Origin of the sequence: Paenibacillus sp. FSL P4-0113 (assembly GCF_038009305.1) — a bacterium.
Classification (GTDB): Bacteria; Bacillota; Bacilli; order Paenibacillales; family Paenibacillaceae; genus Paenibacillus; species Paenibacillus polymyxa_D.
The window spans coordinates 3,691,149-3,715,000 of record NZ_JBBPAZ010000001.1; the positions used below are offsets into that span (position 1 = coordinate 3,691,149).

General features: G+C 49.7%; 2 protein-coding genes (1 of these 2 only partly in view). One reads left to right on the forward strand and one right to left on the reverse strand.

What is annotated here, in order from left to right; translation table 11 throughout:
• A complete protein-coding gene (locus MKX46_RS15905) occupies positions 1-23,730 on the forward strand; it encodes a non-ribosomal peptide synthase/polyketide synthase (RefSeq protein WP_341071456.1) in 23,730 nt (7,909 codons plus the stop codon).
• 109 nt (positions 23,731-23,839) lie between these two features.
• Here MKX46_RS15905 and MKX46_RS15910 read toward each other — a convergent pair whose 3' ends face one another.
• On the reverse strand, positions 23,840-23,852 hold the 3' end of the coding sequence (locus MKX46_RS15910) for an alpha/beta hydrolase (protein WP_209950326.1). It continues 1,022 nt past the right edge of the window; the window shows 13 of its 1,035 coding nt (coding positions 1,023-1,035); its start codon lies beyond the right edge, outside the window; it ends in the stop codon at positions 23,840-23,842.

Here is a 23,852-nt window from a genome sequence, read left to right on the forward strand (position 1 = left end):
ATGAATGACATGCAGTTATATGATTTAACAAATGCGCAGAAGCGTATATGGTATACCGAATTACTCTACCCAGATACGTCAGTGTCACAGCTTTCCGGTACAGCTAAGATGAAGGGGCATATCCATATCGCTGCCTTCATGCAGTCTATTAATTTGATTATCAAACAGTATGATGCGTTCCGTATTCGTATTACCTCAGTGGATGGAGTGCCTCAACAGTATGTCGTTCCTTATGAAGAAAGACAGTTGGAGTGCCTGGATCTTTCCCACTATGAAAGTATATCTGAAGTGGAAGCCTTACTTGAGCAACACAAAAGCAAACCCTTGCCCCTGCTGGATTCTGAACTCTTCCAGTTTTTAATTGTGAAGATTAGCGAGGAAGAGTATTGGATTAATATCAAGATGCACCATATTATTTCTGACGGAATATCAATGGTGGTCTATGGCAATCAGCTAACAGCGTTTTACATGGAGTTAATTCAAGGAAATGAGCCGAAGCTGGGCGACGATTGCTCGTATATTGAATATATTGCAGATGAGAATGCATACGAACTTTCTGACAGATACCAGAAAGATAAGGCATACTGGCTGGATAAATTTTCTGATTTGCCTGAGCTTACGGGTTGGAAGTCATATAATCCATTGTCTTTAAGCACCCACGCTGTTCGGGAGCATTTTACTGTACCAGAAGTGCTGTATCACGAGCTGCAGGCATTTTGCCAACAGAACAGAATTTCCTTGTTCCAGTTCTTCATGGGTGCGATGTATATCTACATACACAAAATGACGAATCAGCCGGATGTGGTGATTGGAACTTCGTTCGCTAACCGGGGGAACAAAAAAGAGAAGCAAAAGATAGGTATGTTCGTCAGCACCGCTGCTGCCAGAACATACGTCGAAAAGGATATGGATGTGCTGAGCTTCGTGCAGGATGTAGCCAGAGATCAGATGTCAATCCTGCGGCATCAGAAATATCCATACAATCAGTTAATTCAGGATCTTAGAGAAATGCATGGCAACAAGGATATTCAGCGGCTTTTTGGCGTTTCAATGGAATATCGTCTTATCAATTGGGTTGATTTGGATGATGTGCGTATTTTGACAGATTATGATTTCTGCGGGGATGAAGTGAACGATTTCGTACTTCATATCGTAGAGATCCTGGATGAAGGCGAACTGGTACTGGATGTCGATTATCGGACGGAGCTGTTTGAACGCAGCGAAGTTAAGGACATGGTTTCCCAGTTGCTTACGATCGCCGAGCAGATCATTCATTCACCTCAGCTTTCTATCGCAGAGGTAAACTTATTGGGCGAACCCGAAGAGCAATCCATTTTGGCTCTTTCGGAAGGCGCTGCAGTCGATTATCCACGTGAGAAGACCATCCATGGCTTATTCGAAGAACAAGCCGAGCGCACGCCAGATCACGTAGCCGTTCAGATGGACGAGCAGAGCATTACATACCTAGCTCTAAACGAGCAGGCTAACCAGCTTGCGAGATATTTGCGCTCCGAGGGAGTAGGGGCAGATACGCTCGTAGGGATTATGGCTGACCGTTCCTTGGAGATGGTCATCGGGATGTTGGCCATTTTGAAAGCAGGGGGTGCCTATGTACCGATTGACCCCGATTATCCGGAAGAGCGTATCCATTATATGCTGGAGGATTCAGGTGTCCGTCTGTTGCTCACCCAAAGTCATCTGTGGGAGAGTACCACTTTTGACGGAAAGCTTGTGAGTCTGGACGATTCTGTAACGTATACAGGAGATGCCTCCAATCTGGAGAGCATTTCGGGACCAAACCATCTGGCCTATGTCATCTACACGTCGGGTACAACCGGCAAGCCGAAGGGCACGCTGATTGAGCACAAAAATGTAGTTCGACTGCTCTTTAACGATAAAAATTTATTTGATTTCACCTCTCAGGATACGTGGACGCTATTCCATTCGTTCTGCTTCGATTTCTCCGTTTGGGAGATGTACGGAGCGCTTCTTTATGGAGGGAAATTGGTGATTGTTCCATCTCTCACAGCCAAAAGCCCAGCAGCTTTCCTGGAGTTGTTGAAAGATAACCAAGTCACCATTTTAAATCAGACGCCGACGTATTTTTATCAGGTGCTACAGGAAGAACTAACGCACTCTTCGACAGAGCTTGGCCTTAGAAAAATCATTTTTGGTGGAGAGGCTTTAAGTCCATCTCTTCTGAGAAACTGGCGGGTCAAGTATCCTGATGTGCAGCTGATTAATATGTACGGAATTACGGAAACAACGGTCCATGTCACCTACAAGGAAATCACGGAACATGAGATTGAAGCGGGGAAAAGCAATATTGGCAGAACGATCCCCACACTTAGCGCTTACATTCTCGATGAGCAAAGACGCTTGCAGCCTGTTGGGGTTCCGGGAGAGCTATACATTGCGGGGGACGGTCTTGCCCGTGGGTATTTGAATCGGCCGGATTTGACGTCTGAGAAATTCGTTGAACATCCGTATCGGGCGGGAGAGCGGCTGTACCGAACGGGGGATCTTGCTCGTTGGTTGCCTGATGGCAATATTGAATATTTGGGGCGGATCGACCATCAGGTCAAAATTCGCGGCTATCGAATTGAGCTTGGCGAGGTAGAAGCCCAAATTCTCAAGGCTCCGAACGTACGGGAAACGATTGTCCTCGCACGGGAAGACGAACAGGGCCAAAAATTGCTGTGCGCCTACTATGTAGCCTCCAGTGATCTTTCGCCGGGGGAATTGCGGTCTCAGCTGGCAGCGGAACTCCCCGCTTACATGATTCCTTCTTATTTTGTCCGGCTGGAGCAAATGCCGCTTACGCCAAATGGCAAACTGGATCGCCGTGCGTTGCCGGCTCCTGAAAGCAGCGTACAATCCGGCGAGGCTTATTTGGCTCCGAGAACTGCTGTGGAAGCTCAGATGGTACTCATTTGGCAAGATATCTTGGGTGTTACCCGCGTTGGTGTCAGGGATAATTTCTTTGAAATTGGGGGTCACTCCTTGCGGGCAACAGTGCTCGTTTCACGGATTCACAAAGAATTGGGATGTAGCATTTCGCTGCGTGAGGTGTTTCAGTCACCTACAGTCGAATCCTTGGCGCAACTTGTGAAGAAACACATTCCAACCATGTACGAATCCATCCCACAGGCGGCGGAAAGCGAAGCTTACCCAGTGTCCTCAGCGCAAAAGCGGTTATACGTGCTGAGACAGATGGACGGGGGAGAGCTCAGCTACAATATGCCAGGGGTCTTCACGGTGGATGGACCGTTGGATCGCACGCGGCTGGAGTCTGCGTTCCAGGCACTGATCCAGCGCCATGAATCCCTGAGAACCGGCTTTTATATGCAGGATGGAGAGCTTGTTCAGCGTGTGCATAGGAATGTGCCGTTCGTGTTGAACTACACAGAGGCTTCGGTGGAGGAGACGGATACGCTCATTCACAGCTTTATTCGTGCCTTTGATCTGAGTCAGGCTCCATTACTGCGTGTTAGCTTGGTGAAGCTCCAGGAGGAGCGTCATCTGTTGCTGTTTGATATGCATCACATCATTTCAGATGGGGTTTCTATTCAAATATTGATAGAGGAACTTACTCATTTGTATCAAGGAGAACAGCTACCAGAGCTGCACATCCAGTACAAGGATTATGCCGTATGGCAACGGGAACAGTCAGAGAACCAATGGCAAGATTTTGAGAAATATTGGCTGCAAGCCTTTGAAGGAGAGTTGCCAGTATTGGATCTGCCTACAGACTTCCAACGACCTTCGGTTCGAAGCTTCGAGGGAAGCCGAATTGATTTTACATTGGATGAGTCTGGAAATAAGGCGATACAAGAGCTTGCATCCCGTACAGGTACTACACTGTATATGGTATTGCTGGCTGCTTATTCGGTACTACTGCACAAATATACAGGACAGGAGGACATCGTCGTAGGTTCTCCAGTAGCCGGAAGGCCGCAGGCTGAGCTTGAGGGTATCATCGGAATGTTTGTCAACACACTGGCCTTGCGCAGCTACCCGGCAGGAGATAAAACCTTTCAGGATTATCTTCTGGAAATCAAGGAAACAGCGCTCAAGGCGTTTGAGCATCAGGATTACCCTTTTGAAAAATTGGTCGAAAAGCTGGGCGTAGGACGTGATGTCAGCCGCAATCCGCTCTTTGACACCCTATTGGTATTACAAAATACCGAGCAGGAAGAGCAGGAAATGGACGGAGTGCACTTTACTCCTTACTTGATGGACACCGTCACAGCCAAATTTGACCTGTCCCTCAATGTAGAGGAGAAGGGCTCAAAATTAGCCTTTGGCCTCGAGTATAGTACGGCTTTATATCGCCGTGAAAGTGTAGAGCGACTTGCAACGCACTTGCTCCGGATTCTGCACGCAGTCTCGGCCAATCCCCAGTTGCAACTGGCCGAGATAGAAATGATCACACCGGAGGAGAAAGTACAGATCGTTGAAGTATTTAACGCGACATCGACTCCTTATCCAAGCCACAAGACCATTCATGAGCTGTTCGCAGAACAAGTCAAGCGTACACCGGAGCAGACGGCGCTTGTATTCGGCGATGTCCAGCTAACGTACCTTGAATTGGAAGACAAGGCGAGCCGATTGGCCCAAACACTGCGTCGTTTGGGAACGTTAAGGGAGCAGCCTGTGGCCGTGATGGGTGGACGAAGCATCGAAATGGTCATTGGTATGCTCGCGGTGCTTCAAGCGGGTGGAGCCTATGTGCCTATTGATCCTGATTACCCGGAAGATCGGGTGCGTTATATGCTTAATGATTCGGACGCCAAGCTATTATTGGTGCAAAAGAGCGAGCTTATAAATGTAGACTACGGTATACCGATTGTCGATCTTAGCAGTGAAGAGGCTTATGCAGCTGAACCTGCCCAGCCGGAGACTGCTCAGGGATCGCAGGGGCTTGCTTATGTCATCTATACATCGGGTACGACGGGTAGACCGAAGGGCGTTATGGTGGAACACCGGAACGTGGTTCGTCTGGTCAAAGAGACCAACTATGTGGAGCTGAATGAATCTACGCGGATTTTGCAAACGGGAGCAGTGGCCTTTGATGCTTCTACATTCGAGATATGGGGAGCTTTGCTTAACGGTGGACAGCTCTATTTCGTAGAGAATGACGACATTCTGATTGCCGATAGGCTCAAAGCAGCTATTGCCAAGTACGGGATTACGACATTGTGGCTTACTTCACCGCTTTTCAATCAGCTTTCCCTGCAGGATGAGTACCTGTTCAGAGGGCTCAAAGCATTACTAGTCGGCGGTGACGTACTGTCCATATCTCATATGAATCGTGTAATCGAGGCTAATCCTGATCTTGTCCCTATCAATGGCTATGGTCCGACAGAGAATACGACCTTCTCCACCACCTACGAGATTCCAGGTCGTGCCGAAGGGGTCGTACCGATTGGTCGCCCAATTAGTAATTCGACCGCTTATGTGGTCAATGGATCGCTGCAATTACAGCCTATTGGTGCTTGGGGTGAACTCATTGTCGGCGGTGAAGGTGTAGCGCGCGGATATCTCAATCGTCCTGATCTCACAGCAGAGAAATTTGTCCCTAGTCCTGTGAAGGACGGAGAACCCTGCTACAGAACTGGGGATTTGGTACGCTGGCTTCCAGATGGGAATTTGGAGTTTAAAGGAAGAATTGATGAGCAGGTCAAAATACGTGGTTACCGCATCGAACTCCCTGAAATCGAGGCCCAACTGGCCAAGGTGGAGTCAGTAATCGACGCCGTAGTGGTCGTTCGCGCGGATGAGCTTGGAGAGAAGCAGCTTTGCGCTTATTATGTGGCGGATCGTGCGCTCACGGCAGGCGAACTACGCCTTGCCCTATCGCAGGTACTTCCGGGCTATATGATGCCATCCTATTTTATTCAGATGGATCGTATGCCATTAACGTCAAACGGAAAAGTGGACCGCAGGTCTCTGCCGGCTCCGCAAGTAGGTGCGCATACAGGACGGAAGTATACAGCTCCTCGTACACCGGCCGAAGAAGCTTTGGCGTCTGTCTGGCAAGGGGTGCTGGGTGCCGAACAGGTGGGTATCCATGACAATTTCTTTGAATTGGGTGGAGATTCCATCAAGGCCATTCAGGTGTCGTCACGGTTACTGCAGGCCGGCTATCGGTTAGAGATGAAGCAACTGTTCAAATCGCCAACCATTGCCGAGCTAGGCGCGGAAATACAGACGGCTGTGCACATGGCTGAACAGGGAGTTGTGCGTGGAGCGACTCGCTTGACTCCAGTCCAACAGTGGTTCTTTGGCCGGAAGCAGTCAGAGCCTCATCACTTCAATCAAGCGGTTATGCTGTATCGTGAACAGGGGTTTGAGGAAAAGGCCTTGCATCAGGTGCTGAGAAAACTTGCTGAGCATCATGACGCCCTTCGTATGGTTTTCCGTCAGACAGAGCATGGCTACGAAGCTTGGAATCGTGATCTTGAAGAAGGAGAGCTTTATAGCCTGTTCACCGTTGATTTACGGAATGAATCCGATCCGACTGCAGCCATTACATCGCTGTCGGATGACATTCAGCGCAGTATCCATCTGGCAGAAGGCCCGCTGCTGAAGTTAGGGCTTTTCCATTGTCAGGATGGAGACCACCTTCTGATCGTGATCCACCATTTGGTGGTGGACGGAGTATCCTGGCGGATTTTGTTCGAGGACATCGCAGCAGGCTATGAGCAGGTGATTCAAGGCCAAGCACTGACACTCCCGCAGAAGACGGATTCCTTCCGTGACTGGGGTGACGCCCTTGCTCGTTATTCGGAAGGCCCTGAAATGGAGACTCATCGGGCGTATTGGAGAGAGCTGAAGGATCAGCCACTCGAACAGTTGCCGAAGGATGAGGCTGTGGAAAGCCTTCTTTTACAGGATAGCAAAGTAGTAACAGCACAATGGACTATAGAAGAAACCGACCAATTGTTGAGAAAAGCCCACCGTGCTTATCAAACAGAGACGAATGATTTGCTATTGACTGCTCTAGGCATGGCGATATCCAAGTGGTCTGGGATCGAAAAGGTTGCTGTGAATCTGGAAGGGCACGGTCGTGAGCCGATTATACCGAATATTGACATCACCCGTACCGTCGGCTGGTTTACAAGTCAATATCCGGTGATTTTAGACTTGGGGGATAACTCGGAAGTGGCCTCCTTGATCAAGTCTGTGAAAGAAGGGTTGCGCCGAATTCCGAACAAAGGTATTGGCTACGGGTTGCTCAAAACGGTGGCAAGTCAGTTGGATGAAGATAGCTTCAGCTTGCAACCTGAGATTTCTTTTAACTATCTGGGGCAATTTGATCAGGATTTGCAAGGAAGCTCATTGCAGATCTCTCCTTATCCGACCGGAAGCGCGCAAAGCTTGTTGGAGGAACCGGCCTATACGCTAGATATCAATGGCATGGTGACGGACGGAGCCCTGACTCTGACGATTACTTATAACGGAAAACAGTATAAGTCATCTACGATGGAACAGCTCGCTGGATATATTGAAGAAAGCCTGCGGGAGCTTCTTCAGCATTGCGTAACCCAAGAAAAAACCGTATTGACACCAAGCGACGTGCTTGCGAAAGGTCTAAGCATTGCCGACCTGGAGGAGCTTTCTAAGCAAATGAGCCACATTGGCGATATTGAGAATGTATATAGTCTGACGCCGATGCAGAAGGGCATGCTGTTCCATGATATGTTTGAGCCGCATACAGGCGCTTATTTTGAGCAGGCTGCTTTTGACTTTAAAGGTAGCTTTGATCCGAACGCCTTCGGACACAGTCTGGATGCAGTGGTGGAGCGTCATGCCATCCTGCGCACGAACTTTTACAGCGGATGGGGCAGCGAGCCTTTGCAGGTTGTATTTCGGCACAGAGGCGCTAAATTGGTGTACGAAGACCTGCGGGAGATGAATGCATCGCAGCGTGAGGCTTACCTGAAGACATTTGGTGCTAAGGACAAAGCACGGGGCTTTAACCTGGCTGAAGACGAGCTTCTTCGTGTATCGATTTTACAAACAGATGAAGAGAGCTTCCGTCTCTTATGGAGCTTTCACCACATCGTCATGGATGGGTGGTGTGTTCCGTTAATTACGCAGGAGGTATTTGAACACTATTTTGCCCTTCTGGAAGGAAGAGAGCCGCAGCTGGCAGAGGTTCATCCGTACAGTCGATATATCGAATGGCTGGAACAGCAGGATGAAGCAGCTGCGTCCAACTATTGGAGCCGATATCTGGCCGGTTACGAGCAGCAGACGCTTTTACCTCAAGTCGGTGGAGCAAGTAAGGGAGAAGGCTATGTAGCAGAAAAGCTGAATTATCCTCTCAGCAAGGAATTAACTGAGCGCCTTGAAAAGGTGGCCAGGGATGCTCATGTCACGATGAACATATTGCTGCAGTCCCTCTGGGGCATTGCACTTCAACGCTATAACGGTAGCCGGGATGTCGTGTACGGAAGTGTAGTATCAGGCAGACCAGCAGAAATTCCGGGCATTGATCGGATGATTGGTTTGTTCATCAATACGATTCCTGTTCGTGTGAAGACAGAGGAGAATCTCCCCTTCACGGTTCTGATGAAGCAGCAGCAGGAACAATATATGGCTTCTCATATGTATGACACCTACCCGTTGTTTGAAATTCAGGCTCAGACGGATCAGAAGCAGGATCTCATCTCTCATATTATGGTGTTTGAGAATTATCCTGTGGAAGAGGAAGTAGAGCGTCTGGGTGGTGGCGAGGCTGCCTTTGGGATTGAGGAAGCGGAGCTTCTTGAACAAACGAATTACGATTTTAACTTAATTGTTCTACCGGGCAAAGAGATGAGATTGTTGTTCCAATACAATGCGCTCGTCTATGATCCAGCCACGATCGAGCAAATCAAGGGCCACTTGTTCCACCTGATGGAACAAATTGTGGAGAATCCTGCAATTTCCGTGGATGCTCTAGAATTAGTCACGCCGCAGGAGAAAGAACAGATTCTGAACGTATGGGGAAATACACCAGGCATTTACGAGCAATGTAACACGTTCCACGGGCTGTTGGAGGAACAGGCGGGACGAACGCCAGACGCGACTGCCCTTTTGTTTGGGGACGAGATGCTGACCTACGCCGAGCTCAATGCAAAAGCCAATGGACTGGCGAGAAGGCTCCGTACTCAGGGAATCAAGACGGGAGATCTGGTGGGACTGATTGCTGCACGGTCGCTCGAAATGATCGTTGCGATCTACGGCATTATGAAAGCCGGGGGTGCCTATGTTCCAATCGATCCAGAGTATCCGAAAGAACGAATCAGTTACATGCTTGAAGATTCCGGGGCGAAGCTGATCCTTACACAGGCCCATCTCTTGGAGCATCTCGGATGGACGGAAAATGTTTTGCTGCTGGATGAATCATCGACCTATGATGCCGACACCTCGAATTTGGAGGCTACTGCCGGCCCGGATGATCTGGCTTACGTGATCTACACTTCAGGTACGACGGGTCAGCCTAAGGGCGTATTAGTCGAGCATCGGGGACTACCCAATCTTTCGGACGTATACGGGACACACTTCGAAGTTACACCGCAGGATCGGATCGTTCAGTTTGCAAGCCTGTCGTTTGATGCATCGGTTTCGGAAATTTTAACGGCGCTGAGCCACGGGGCTGTTCTGTGCATCCCTTCTCCACAAGATATTTTAGATCATGCCCTGTTCGAGCAGTTCATGAACGATAAGGGGATTACGGTAGCGACTTTGCCACCCGCTTACGCTATCCACCTTGATCCAGAGCGTTTGCCAACACTGCGGTGCTTGCTAACCGCTGGATCGGCCGCATCGATCGAGTTGATCGAAGAGTGGAGGAAGCATGTACGTTACTCTAATGGCTATGGCCCAACAGAGGACTCCGTATGCACCACAATCTGGTCTGTCCCGGACAGTGAGGGAGCAACGGATATTGTATCTATTGGACGACCTATTGCTAACCATAGTGTGTACATCTTGGATGACCATTTTAGATTGCAACCTGTCGGTGTAGCTGGAGAGCTATGCATTTCGGGTATCGGGTTAGCGCGGGGGTATCATAACCAGCCTGAGTTAATGGACGAGAAGTTTGTGGACAATCCATTTGCTCCAGGAGAGCGTATGTATCGGACGGGTGACTTGGTTCGCTGGTTACCGAATGGAACCATCGAGTACTTAGGTCGAATAGATCACCAAGTCAAAATCCGCGGCTACCGTATCGAGCTAGGCGAGGTAGAAGCACAAATGCTCAGAGTGCCGTCCGTTCAGGAAGTCGTGGCCATGGCTGTAGAGGGCAATGATGGCTACAAAGATCTAGTCGCTTACTTCGTAGCCGCTCAGAAACTTGAGGTATCCGAACTTCGGGCCGTCCTGTCGGAGATGTTACCTGGATATATGATCCCTTCCCGCTTCATACAAATGGACGATATGCCTCTGACGTCGAACGGAAAAATCGATCGAAAAGCGCTGCAGGGCGAGCGTGGATGGGCAGTTGCTTCATCTGAGGCTCCAAAGACACCTGTAGAAATGCAATTAGCCCAAATCTGGCAAGAGGTGCTAGGTGTAGAGAATGCGGGAGTGAAGGATAATTTCTTCCATTTTGGAGGTCATTCACTGCGTGCAGCCCTGCTAGTCTCACGAATTCGCAAGGAAATGAATCGAGAGATTAGTCTGAGAGCAGTGTTCGAGTCTCCTACTATTGAAGGATTGGCCCGTGCTATTGAGGGCTATACACCGCTGAATTTCGAAGAAATTCCTACAGCGGGAGCGAGAGAGCATTATCCATTGTCCTCTGCCCAAAAACGACTGTTTATTCTAAGTCAGCTGGAAGGTGGAGAGCTGAGCTACAATATGCCAGGTATTCTTACCGTTGAGGGAGCTTTGGATCGGGAACGACTAGAGCAGGCATTCCGTCGTCTGATTCATCGTCATGGTTCGCTGCGTACTCGTTTTGTGACCGTGAACGGTGAACCTGTACAGCAGCTCCTGACGGATGTTCCGTTTGCTGTGGAATATGCGGAGTTGAGCGAGGAAGAGGCAGGAGCTACCCTTCAGCAGTTCGTCCGTCCTTTTGATCTGGGTGTAGCTCCATTGCTGCGGGTCGGCCTTATTCGAATTGCACATGAGCGCCATTTACTATTGTTTGACATGCACCATATTGTCTCAGATGGGGTTTCTATGAATATTCTCATAGAAGAGTTTCTCCGCTTCTACCAAGAGGAGGACGTACTTCCTGAGCTACAGATCCAGTACACAGACTATGCGGTATGGCAGCAAGAGCAGCTCGGAAGCGAGCGTCTTAAGGCCCAGGAGGCTTACTGGCTGGATGCTTTCCGCGGAAGCTTGCCAGTGCTGGATTTGCCAGGAGATGAAGTTCGTCCTGCGGTGCGAAGCTTTGCGGGCGATCGAATCGACTTCCAAATTGATTCTTCTCTGAGTGCTTCACTTCAGGAGCTGGCTACCCGAACGGGTTCCACTCTGTTCATGGTACTGCTGGCAGCCTATACAGCGCTCTTGCACAAGTACACAGGTCAGGAAGATGTCATCGTCGGTTCACCTGTGGCAGGAAGATCCCATGCGACACTCGAAGGCCTCATCGGTATGTTCGTCGGCACAGTGGCACTTCGTACTTATCCAGAAGGAGAGAAGCCTTTCGAGGCTTATCTGCAGGAAGTGAGGGAAACAGCGCTGCGGGCCTATGAAAACCAGGATTACCCGTTCGAGGAGCTGGTAGAAAAGCTGGAGCTTCAGCGTGATTTGAGCCGTAACCCACTATTTGATACCATGTTTGTCCTGCAAAATATCGATCAGGGAGAACAAGAAATAGAAGGATTGCGCTTCACTCCTTACGATAATGTACATCCGGCTGCCAAGTTCGATCTTACGTTGACCGTGAGTGAAGAAGCAGACGGGGCATTGAACTGCACGCTTGAGTATGCGACTGCGATCTACAAGCAAGAGACTGCTGATCGGATGGCAGGCCACTTTGTACAGCTTATTCGGGAAGCCATCGCCAATCCGGCACTGCCGTTGTCATCCCTTGATATCGTGACACCTCAGGAAAAATCAAGGCTGATGAAAGCGCCGGACGAAGCCAAGGCAGATTATCCTCGTGACAAGACGATCCATGCGCTGTTCGAGGAGCAGGCCGCACGTACTCCGAATGCAGTGGCAGTCGTATGTGAAGATGCAACCCTGTCCTACATCGAGCTGAACGAGCGGGCCAATGGACTTGCCCGAACGCTGAGGGAACGTGGTTTGCAACCAGACGGTTTGGCTGGAATCATGGCGGATCGTTCCCTTGAAATGGTGGTCGGAATTTTAGCCATCTTGAAAGCAGGCGGGGCCTATGTCCCTGTAGATCCTGAATATCCAGAAGACCGCATTCGCTTTATGCTTGAGGATTCAGGAGCCAAGCTACTGCTGACACAAGCGCATCTGGAGCAACGGGTCTCCTTCGCCGGGGATATCGTAAGTCTGGACAAAACGGCTTCCTACAAGGAGGATGTCTCAAACCTGGAGTCTGCAGCCGGACCGGGGAATCTTGCCTACGTCATCTACACATCGGGTACGACAGGCAAGCCAAAGGGAACACTGATTGAGCATAAAAATGTAGTTCGCTTGCTCTTTAATGATAAAAATATGTTTGACTTTGGTCCTCAGGATACGTGGACACTGTTCCATTCATTCTGTTTTGACTTCTCTGTATGGGAAATGTACGGAGCATTGCTGAACGGAGGACGGTTGGTCATCGTTCCATCGCTTACCGCGAAGAGTCCAGATCGTTTCTTACAATTGCTTAAGGATCAGAAGGTCACCGTTTTGAACCAGACACCGACTTACTTCTACCAGTTGCTACAGGAAGAGCTCGGTCATCAGGCGGCAGAACTGAGCCTCCGTATGATTATCTTCGGTGGAGAGGCATTAGCTCCGGCCCTGCTCAAGGACTGGAGAACGAAGTATCCGCAAGTGCAGCTCATTAACATGTACGGCATTACCGAAACGACCGTGCATGTAACCTACAAGGAAATTACAGAGTTGGAAATTGAACAGGGCCGCAGCAATATCGGCACCACGATTCCGACGCTGCGAGCGTACATTTTGGATGAACAACGCCGTCCACAGCCGATTGGCATTCCAGGTGAACTCTATGTGGCGGGCGTAGGTCTGGCGCGAGGTTATCTGAACCGACCGGAATTGACGGAAGAGAAGTTTGTCGCTCATCCGTTCGAAGCAGGCGAGCGTATGTACCGCTCGGGTGACTTGGCACGCTGGTTGCCGGATGGCAGCATGGAGTATTTGGGACGGATTGACCATCAGGTAAAAATCCGTGGTTACCGTATTGAGCTAGGCGAAGTGGAAGCGAAGCTGCTCCATGCTCCGTCTGTAAGAGAGGCCGTTGTGCTCGCCCAAGAGGATGGAAGTGGACAAAAAGTGCTTGTCGGCTATTTCACAGCCGATCAGATGCTGACGGTAGGAGAGTTGAGAAAAGCCTTGGCTGCCGAACTGCCGGCTTATATGATTCCATCTTACTTTATGCAATTGGAACAGCTGCCTTTGACACCAAATGGCAAACTGGATCGCAAAGCGCTTCCGGCTCCGGAGGCCAATGTGCAGACTGGAGCGGTTTATGAACCGCCAAGGACGAAGGCTGAGGAAGCTTTGGCTTCCGTATGGCAAGGTGTGCTGGGAGCACAGCAGGTCGGCATCCACGATCATTTCTTCGACCTGGGTGGTGACTCCATCAAGGCGATTCAAGTGTCCTCGAGATTGTTCCAAGCTGGATATAAATTAGAGATGAAGGATCTCTTCAAATATCCGACAATTGCCGAGCTCAGCCCGTATCTTCAGGCAGCCGGACGTACAGCGGAACAGGGCGAAATTAAAGGTGCAGCAGAGTTAATGCCAATTCAGCGCTGGTTCTTTGAACGCCATACAGCGGAGCCGCACCATTATAATCATGCCGTCATGCTCTATCGGAAAGACGGCTTTGATGAGGCTGCACTCCGATTGACAATGGACCAAATTGCGATCCATCATGACGCGCTGCGCATGGTTTTCCGGCCTACAGAAGCTGGATACGCAGCTTGGAATCGGGGAACGGATGAAGGCGAGCTCTACACATTGGACATTGCTGATATGCGGCAGGCGGAAGACCAGACAGCTGCGGTTCAGGCCCAAGCCAATGCCATTCAGGCAAGCTTTGACTTGGAAGGTGGCCCACTGTTCAAGCTAGGCCTGTTCCATTGTGAAGATGGCGATCATTTGTTGATTGTCATTCATCACCTCTTGGTTGACGGTGTGTCCTGGCGCATCCTGTTTGAAGACATTGCAACAGGATACGAGCAGGCGTTGAATGGACAAACGATTGTTCTTCCGCAAAAGACCGATTCGTATCTTGTATGGTCCGAGCAAGCGGCGAAGTATGCAGCGGGTCCTGCCCTGGACGAGGAGCGTTCATACTGGCAGCAGATTGAGGAGACGCTTCTGGCTCCACTGCCCAAGGATAAGGATCAGGAGCCAGGCACCGTTCGGGATACCGAGTCGGTTACGGTAACGTGGTCTGCTGAAGAAACAGAGCTGCTGTTGCGACAAGCAAACCGGGCTTATCATACGGAGACGAATGATTTACTCTTGACTGCTCTGGGAGCAGCTATTCAGCGCTGGACAGGCATGGAGCAGGTTCTGGTTAACCTTGAAGGACATGGACGGGAAATGATCATACCAGATCTGGATATTACCCGTACCGTGGGCTGGTTCACAACTCAGTACCCTGTTCTGCTGAACCTGCAAGATGGGCAGGAAGTATCTACCCGGATCAAGCGCATCAAGGAGAATTTGCGAGAGGTTCCGCACAAAGGTATCGGCTACGGTCTGCTGAAATATATGGCACCGGAAAAAGACACTCGATTCAGCGTAGAACCAGAAGTTTCCTTCAACTACCTTGGACAGTTTGACCAGGATTTGGAGGGGAATGCTCTTAGCTTGTCTACACATTCAGTCGGTAAGGCGCTCAGCGATCTCACACCACAGCAATATGCTCTGGATGTGAATGGCATGATTGCTGAAGGACAGCTATCACTGACGATTACGTACAGCAACAGGCAGTATCGTAACGAGACGGTGAGTCATTTTGCTGAATTATTACAGTCAAGCCTTAGTGAGGTCATCCGGCATTGTGTAGCTCAGGAGTGTTCACAGCTTACACCTAGTGATGTTCTGTTCCAAGGATTAACATTGGAGCAGCTTGATCGACTTACGGCGCAGACGGCTCATATCGGAGAGATTGAGGATGTGTACAAGCTGACGGCAATGCAGAAGGGCATGCTGTTTCACAGCCTGCTGGAGCCGGATTCCTCTTCATACTTCGAACAGGCAACGTTTGAGATGCGTGGCAGCTTCGATGTAGATATCTTCTTCGAGAGCTTCCAGGCTTTGGTGCAACGACATGCCATACTACGTACCGGCTTTTACAACAACATTGCGGATGTACCGCTGCAAGTTGTCTTTAAGCAACGGTTAATCCCTCTGCACTACGTAGATTTGCGCGACGCATCTATGCAGGAACAAGAAGCCCGGATCAAGGCTTATATTGCTGAAGATATGGTTAAGGGGTTCAGCTTGTCAGATGATCCGCTGATGCGAGTGACCGTCTTGCAGAAGGATCAAAGCTGTCTTGTATTGTGGAGCTTCCACCATATTGTTATGGATGGCTGGTGTATCCCGATCATTACACAGGAGCTGTTCGATTATTATTCTGCCAAGAAACAGCAATTACAGCCTGTCCTGCCGCCAGCTCAGCCCTATAGCCGTTATATCGAGTGGCTTGATGCACAGGATGATCAAGAAGCTTCAACATATTGGAGCCAATATCTCGAAGATTATGACGGGAATACCGTATTGCCGGAAGGTAAAACGAAATCTCAAGCCAAAGAAGCGGGCTATGTCCTAAAAGAGCATGTTCTCCATCTGGGTGCATCTTTGACCGGTAAAATGGATGTTGTCGCGAAGCGCAATCACGTGACCGTCAACACACTCATGCAGACAGCTTGGGGACTGATTCTTCAACGTTATAATGCCAGCTCGGATGTCGTTTTCGGCGGCGTTGTGTCGGGTAGACCGGCTGAGATTGCAGGGATCGAGAATATGGTGGGTCTGTTTATTAATACAGTACCTATCCGTGTACAGTCATCCAAAGACGAGGCTTTCGTCGAGGTAATGAAACGTACACAGGCACAATCATTGGCTGGTCGTGTCTACGATACCTATCCACTGTATGAGATTCAGGGGAAAACAACCCAAAAGCAGGACCTGATTTCTCATATTATGATCTTTGAAAATTACCCGCTCGACGAACAGGTGGAGCAATCGGGTAATCAAACGGAGGACAATCTCGAAGTTGCCAACTTCACCATGTTTGAACAAACCAACTATGACTTTAACCTGGTTGTGATTCCAGGCGAAGACATTAAGGTCTGCATTCGCTACAATGCTTCGGTCTACGAGCAAGAAAGCATTGTGCGAATCGGAGGACATTTATTGCAAATGCTCGATCAGGTAGCTACTCATCCGCAAGCGACGATACAGGAACTGGAGATTGTAACATCTGAGGAACGGACAAACCTGCTTGACTGGGGTGGCAAGGCTCATGTCTACCCAAGTGATCAGGGCCTGCATACCTTGTTTGAGGAACAGGTGGCCCGTACGCCGGATAAGATCGCGGCAATAAGCGGCGACATCCAGATCACATATCGGGAGCTGAACGAGCAGGCGAACAGACTAGCTTCCACCTTGATAGCCCAAGGACTACGGAGTGAACAAGTAGTGGGGCTGTTGGCGGATCGGTCAGTGGAACTGCTGGTTGCCATCATGGGGGTACTCAAAGCGGGCGGAGCCTATGTACCGATTGATCCTGAATATCCGCAGGAGCGGATTCAGTATATTCTGAAGGACTCTGGCGCTGAGATTCTGCTCACACAGAGCCACCTGACGAAACTAGCGGCCTTTGAGGGAATGGTTATGGAATTGGATGCCCCGCACATCTACGGAGCTGGAGTGAATAATCCTAATATTCCTGTGAGAGGAAACGATTTGGTGTATCTAATCTATACTTCGGGTACAACAGGAAATCCGAAGGGAACCATGATTAACCATAAAGGAATCGTGAACTACATCTGGTGGGCCAATAAAGTCTATTGTGCAGGGCAACCAACGGACTTCCCGCTGTATTCGTCCATTTCGTTTGACTTGACGATGACATCAATGTTTACTCCGTTAATAAATGGAGGAATAGTACGGATTTATGATGGTATAGATAAAGCGGAGGTTGTTCAGCATATTTTGCGCGAAAATGCGGTGGATATTCTCAAGCTGACGCCGACGCATCTCAGTCTGATTAAAGATATGACCATCCCGGTAGAGAGTCGCATTCAGCAGCTTATTGTGGGTGGAGAGAATCTGACCACACATTTGTCAAAAACGATTACCGACCTCTTTGGTGGCAATATCAAAATCTACAATGAATATGGACCAACCGAAACGGTCGTCGGCTGCATGATTCACCTGTACGATCCTGCGAAGGATACACGGGAATCCGTACCGATTGGTTTGCCGTCAGACAATATATACATTCATATCCTGGATGAACAGCTTCGTCTCGTACCGTTAGGTGTGGAGGGCGAAATGTACATCGCCGGGGACGGAGTAGCCCGTGGATACCTGAACCGTCCGGATCTTACCGCAGAAAAATTCATTAGGAATCCGTTCGCTGCGGAAGGAAATATGTATCGCACCGGAGATTTGGCTCGTCGCCTTCCTAATGGAGACATTGAGTACATTGGGCGTATTGACCATCAAGTCAAAATACGGGGCTATCGTATTGAGCTTGGTGAGATTGAGGCCAAGTTGCTGGATATGCCCCTTGTCGAGGAAGCTCTCGTTGTTGCGTGGGCAGACGCCAATGGACAGAAGTCTCTGTGTGCTTACTTTGTAGCGGATCGCGAAATGTCTGTCAGCGAGCTGAGAAACGAACTGTCTGCCGGACTGCCTGCATATATGATTCCGTCTTACTTCGTACAACTGGACGTGATGCCTCTGACACCGAATGGCAAACTGGATCGCAAGGCACTGCCTGAACCGAACTCGGGTATAAAGGCGGGAGCAGACTTTACCGCTCCGCGGACGGATGTGGAGAACATTTTGGCTTCAATCTGGCAAGGTGTACTTGGCGTGCCGCTTGTCGGCATTCATGATAATTTCTTTGAGCTTGGAGGTGACTCGATCAAATCCATTCAAGTATCCTCAAGGCTTCTTCAAGCAGGCTACAAGCTTGAAATGAAGGATTTGTTCGGTTATCCGACAATTGCAGAGTTGGCGCAGCGCGTTAGTGTGGTCAGCCGAATTGCGGACCAAAGCGAGGTACACGGATCGGTAAGACTGGGACCTGCTCAGCACAGATTCTTCGATGAACAGTCAATGGATCTGCATCACTTTAATCAGTCGGTCATGTTGTACCGACGGGATGGCTTCAATACCGATGCGCTCGCCGAGGTTGTTCGGACAATTGCAGAGCATCATGATGCTTTACGACTGGTGTTCCGCCAAGGAGAGCAGGGATTGGAGGCCTGGAACCGGAGCGTAGGTGAGGGTGAACTCTATAGCCTCCAAATCCACGACCTGCGGGATGAGACAGACCCGGCTTCAGCAATAGAAGCGGGTGCGGAAGCCATTCAGCGCAGCATCTCTCTGGAGGATGGACCTCTCTTTAGACTGGGTCTGTTCCGCTGTGCAGAAGGCGAACATCTGTTGATCGTTATTCATCATCTGGCTGTGGATGGCGTATCCTGGCGTATCCTCTTTGAGGACCTGCAGGAAGGCTACGAGCAGGCAGCACGTGGAGAAGCAGTCAAGCTTCCGCAGAAGACGGATTCGTACCGTGCATGGGTTGAGGGAATCACACAATTTGCTAACAGCCCGGCGGCTGAACAAGAACTCAGCTATTGGGCAGAGGTAGAAGGAGGTGGCTTTGTCCCTCTTCCCAAAGACAAGGTAGATGGCGCTCTTCTCATCAAAGATAGCGAGGCTATCACGGTCAGATGGTCACCAGAAGAGACAGAGCAGTTCCTGAAAGAAGCGAACCGTACTTACAATACGGAGGTCAACGATCTGCTCCTGACGGCCCTTGGTATGGCTGTTCACGAGTGGACGGGAATCGAACGTGTAGGCATCCTTCTGGAGGGACATGGGCGGGAGCCTGTTGTACCGGAACTGGATATTACTCGCACAATAGGCTGGTTTACAAGTCAATACCCTGTCGCCCTTGAGATGGACGGGGAATTGGAGATCGGGGCCAGAATCAAGCATGTAAAGGAAGGCTTGCGTCGTATCCCGAACAAAGGTGTCGGATATGGGATTTTGAAATATTTAAGCGACAGTCCCGATGCCTCCTCCTTCTCGGCTGAACCGGAGATTACGTTCAACTACTTGGGTCAGTTCGATCAGGATCTTGCAGGAGGGACGATGGAAGTATCGCCTTACTCCGTAGGACCTGAGGTCAGTGAGCAGATGGTGCAGCATCAGGCATTGAACATTAATGGACTGATTGCCGAAGGGCAGCTTCAACTCTCGGTCAGCTATAACCATCATCAGTTCTACGGGGAGTCCGTGGCTAAGTTTGTTGGCATTCTGAAGAACTGTCTTAGTGAAGTCATTGGACATTGCGTAAGTAAGGAAAGAACAGAACTAACACCAAGCGATGTACTCCTCAAAGATATCAGCTTGGAAAAGATTGAGGAGTTAGAAGAGCAGACACGGCATATCGGTAGTATTGAAAATATGTATAAACTGACGCCGATGCAAAAGGGGATGTTGTTCCACAGCTTGCTGGAGGCTCATTCAGAGGTCTACTTTGAGCAGGCCACATTTGAAATTCAGGGAGTGTTCTATCCTGAGGTTTTCAAACGCAGCTTACAGCAACTGATGAAACGGCATGCCATATTGAGAACGAATTTCCATGCTGGATGGGGCGATTTCCCTATACAGATTGTGTTCAAAGAAAGAGCATGCGATTTCGTATACGAGGATTTGCATGAGCTGGATTCCGCTGAAATAGAAGCGCGTCTTGCAGCTTATGTTGCCCAAGACAAAGCAAGAGGCTTTGATCTTGCGAATGAAGCCTTGCTGCGTGTTGCTATTCTACGTACTGCAAAAGAGCATTACCATCTCTTGTGGAGCTCTCATCACATCATTTTGGATGGCTGGTGTATGCCACTTGTGCTCCAGGAAGTGTTTGAAACATACGGAGCTCTACGTGAGCAAAGGGAACCTGAGCTTCCTGTAGCAGCATCGTACAGCCAGTACATTCAATGGTTGGAGAAACAAGGCGAGGAAGAGGCATCCTCTTACTGGAGAGGGTACCTGAAAGGCTACGAGCAGCAGACGAAGCTGCCACAAGCCATCACACAGCCATCGGCAAAAGCAGAGGCCTATGTGTCGGAGAAGCTGGTATTCACGTTGGATGCGGAACTGACCGATCGCCTGGAACAGGTGGCCAAACAACATCAGGTGACGATGAATACGCTGATGCAAGCAGCCTGGGGAATCGTGCTGCAGCGCTACAATAGAAGCCAGGATATCGTCTTCGGAAGTGTGGTATCGGGAAGACCTGCCGAGATTCCGGGTATCGAAAGCATGATCGGTCTCTTCATTAATACAGTTCCAGTTCGGGTTCAGGCCGAGGGAAGCGATACGTTCTCCCATGTGATGAAAAGACAGCAGGAATTATATTTGGCAGGACATGCTTATGATTCCTATCCGCTCTATGAGATTCAAGCACAGAGCGAACAAAAGCAAGATTTGATTTCTCATATTATGGTGTTCGAAAATTACCCGGTAGAAGAGCATCTAGAAGAGAAAATTGCCAGTGAAGAGGCTGAATACAAAATTACAGATGTTCAGATGTTTGAACAGACGAATTATGATTTTAACCTTATTGTGCTGCCGGGACGTAGTCTGGAGTTCTTGTATCGATATAATGCTCGCGTCTATGACCGGGAGAGTGTGGAACGGATTCAAGGACACTTGACGAGAATTCTGACAAGCGTATCTGTACAACCTGCTATCCGTATTGATGAGCTGGAACTGATCACGCCAGAAGAGAAATCACAAATAATAGAGGTGTGGGGAGATACAGTAGCTCCTTATCCGCGTGAGCAAACCCTCCACGGCATATTTGAGGAAAAAGCTGCGCTCACACCGGATCGTACAGCACTTGTTTACGGAGAAACGAAGCTTACCTATGGAGAACTTCATCAGCAGGCGAACCGTCTTGCGCGTACACTGCGTGCCCAAGGGGTCAGACCGGACCAACCAGTTGGCATCATGGTCGAGCGCTCGCTTGAGATGATCATTGGTATTCATGCCATTCTAAAAGCTGGTGGGGCCTATGTACCGATTGATCCGGAGTTCCCAGAAGACCGTATTCGCCACATGCTGGAGGATTCGGGGGCGAAGCTTCTGCTGACGAAGAACCATCTTAAAGATCGGTTCCCGTTCACTGGCACGATCCTGGCACTTGATGATCCGCAGGCGTACCATGGGGATAGCTCGAATCTGGAGCCAATTGCGGGGCCGGAGCATCTGGCGTATATCATTTACACGTCAGGTTCAACCGGCAAGCCGAAAGGTGTAATGATTGAACACCGCTCTGCCGTCCATACGCTGAGTCAGCTGGAAGCTGAATATCCGATGTTGGCAGGCGACCGTTTCCTGCTCAAAACGACATTCACCTTTGACTTCTCTGTGCCAGAGCTGTTCTGCTGGTTCTTTGGACAGGGGACTCTCGTGATCCTGCCACAAGGCGTGGACAAAGACCCGATGGCACTGCTGGAGGCTGTGGATACGAACCGAATCACGCATCTTAATTTGGTGCCATCGATGCTCAGTGTGCTCGTTCAATACTTGAAAGAAAGCGGCACCCAAGGATTTCTTACTCTGAAATACCTGTTTGCCTGCGGCGAGACGCTGCCTGCCAAACTTGTAGAAGAGTACTATAAAGTATCTCCACACGCAGTACTGGAGAATATCTATGGTCCTACCGAAGCGGCCGTATATGCGACCCGATATACAACTAGCCCTGAGACTGCGGCTCTAACGCATGTGCCGATCGGCAAACCGTACGCTAACGTCCAAGTATGGATGATGGACAGCGCTTCTCAGGTATCACCTGTGGGGGTACCGGGAGAACTCTGCATTGCAGGCGAAGGGGTAGCGCGGGGGTATTTCAACCAGCCGGACCTGACCGCAGAGAAGTTCATTCCTCACCCGTACAAACCGGGAGCACGGATTTACCGAACGGGCGATTTGGCCCGATGGCTGCCAGACGGGAATATTGAGTATTTGGGACGGATCGATCACCAGGTAAAAATCCGGGGTTACCGCATTGAGCTGGGAGAAGTGGAGGCACAAATTCTGAGGGTGCCATCGGTGCAGGAAGCGGTTGTTCTAGCACTGGCTGACTCCAGCGGAAGTACTCAGCTGTGCGCATACTTTGTGGCCGAGGAAGGGCTCGCAGCGGGCGTATTACGCGAAGCACTGGGCAGCGAGCTGCCAAGCTATATGATTCCGTCTGCTTTCGTACAGCTCGCACAAATGCCGCTGAATCCGAATGGCAAATTGGATCGCAAAGCGCTACCGGCACCAGAAATCCTTCTGCGGAGCACAGCGGAGTATATCGCGCCACGTACGCAGACAGAAGTAGAGCTCGCTCAGATTTGGTCCGAGGTGCTCGGCGTACAGGAAATCGGGATCAGAGATCATTTCTTTGACCTTGGGGGCCATTCCCTGAAAGTATTGGGCTTGATCCAAAGGATCTCGTCTAATATGGGCGTCCATCTCCCACTCCAGGCCGTGTTTAATCTGCCAACTGTGGAAGAAATGGCGCATGAAATTTTCAAGCTGCAGGCAACAACTACTGCCGACGAACAAGAAATGGAAATTATCCACTTCCCAGGGAAAGGAACGCTTAAAGTATTTTGCTTCCCTCCTCGGGTAGGTCACTCTCTGGGGTACTATGAGATGGCCAAGGAGCTGGATGGGCTTTGCGAGGTGTACGGGATGGAATTTATCGGCGATCGTTTCCAGGGCCAAGATATGCTGGATCGATACATCGATGCCATCGTGAACATTCAAGCCGAGGGCCCATATGTATTCCTTGGATACTCACTTGGAGGAAATCTCGCCTTCGAGGTAGCTAAAGCTATGGAAAGCCGAGGCTACCATGTTGGTGACATTATTATGGTAGATGCTATGAGAAAGATGTCCAAGGATGAATCGACACCTGAGGAGCTTGAAGAGATTGTCGAGACGGTGCTGGATAGCATTAGGGAGCAGTACAAAGTATTCCTCGCCGATCCAGCCGACAGGGAGCGAGTCATGGACAAAATGTTGGTTTACTCCACCTACCGCGATGAGCTTATTAACGCAGGTGAAGTTCATGCGAATATCCATGCTCTGATTGCAGAGGATGATAGTATTGGTCCGGATACATCATTAGATAAATTGTTATGGCAAAAGGCGACGCATGGTCAATACAAAGAATACGAAGTCATCGGAACGCATGATGTGCTGCTTGATTCCGGTTTTGTCGGGGAAAATGCTAAAGTACTGAAACAAATACTTGGTAAAATTGCAGAAGCTTCATCTAAAAACAAGCCTATTCTGTCCTAAGATCAATCAACGAGAATAGTGTAGGGTAGCAAAGACGCCCGGATTCCTTTATATAGAAGGAACTCGGGCGTCTTTTGTTTTTTTATGCTGTCCTTAACATATAAAGTCCCTAATCATCTGTG

Bases quoted from the DNA above. Each gene is read 5' to 3' on its own strand.
- MKX46_RS15905 (WP_341071456.1), top strand. From the start codon at position 1: ATGAATGACATGCAGTTATATGATTTAACAAATGCGCAGAAGCGTATA.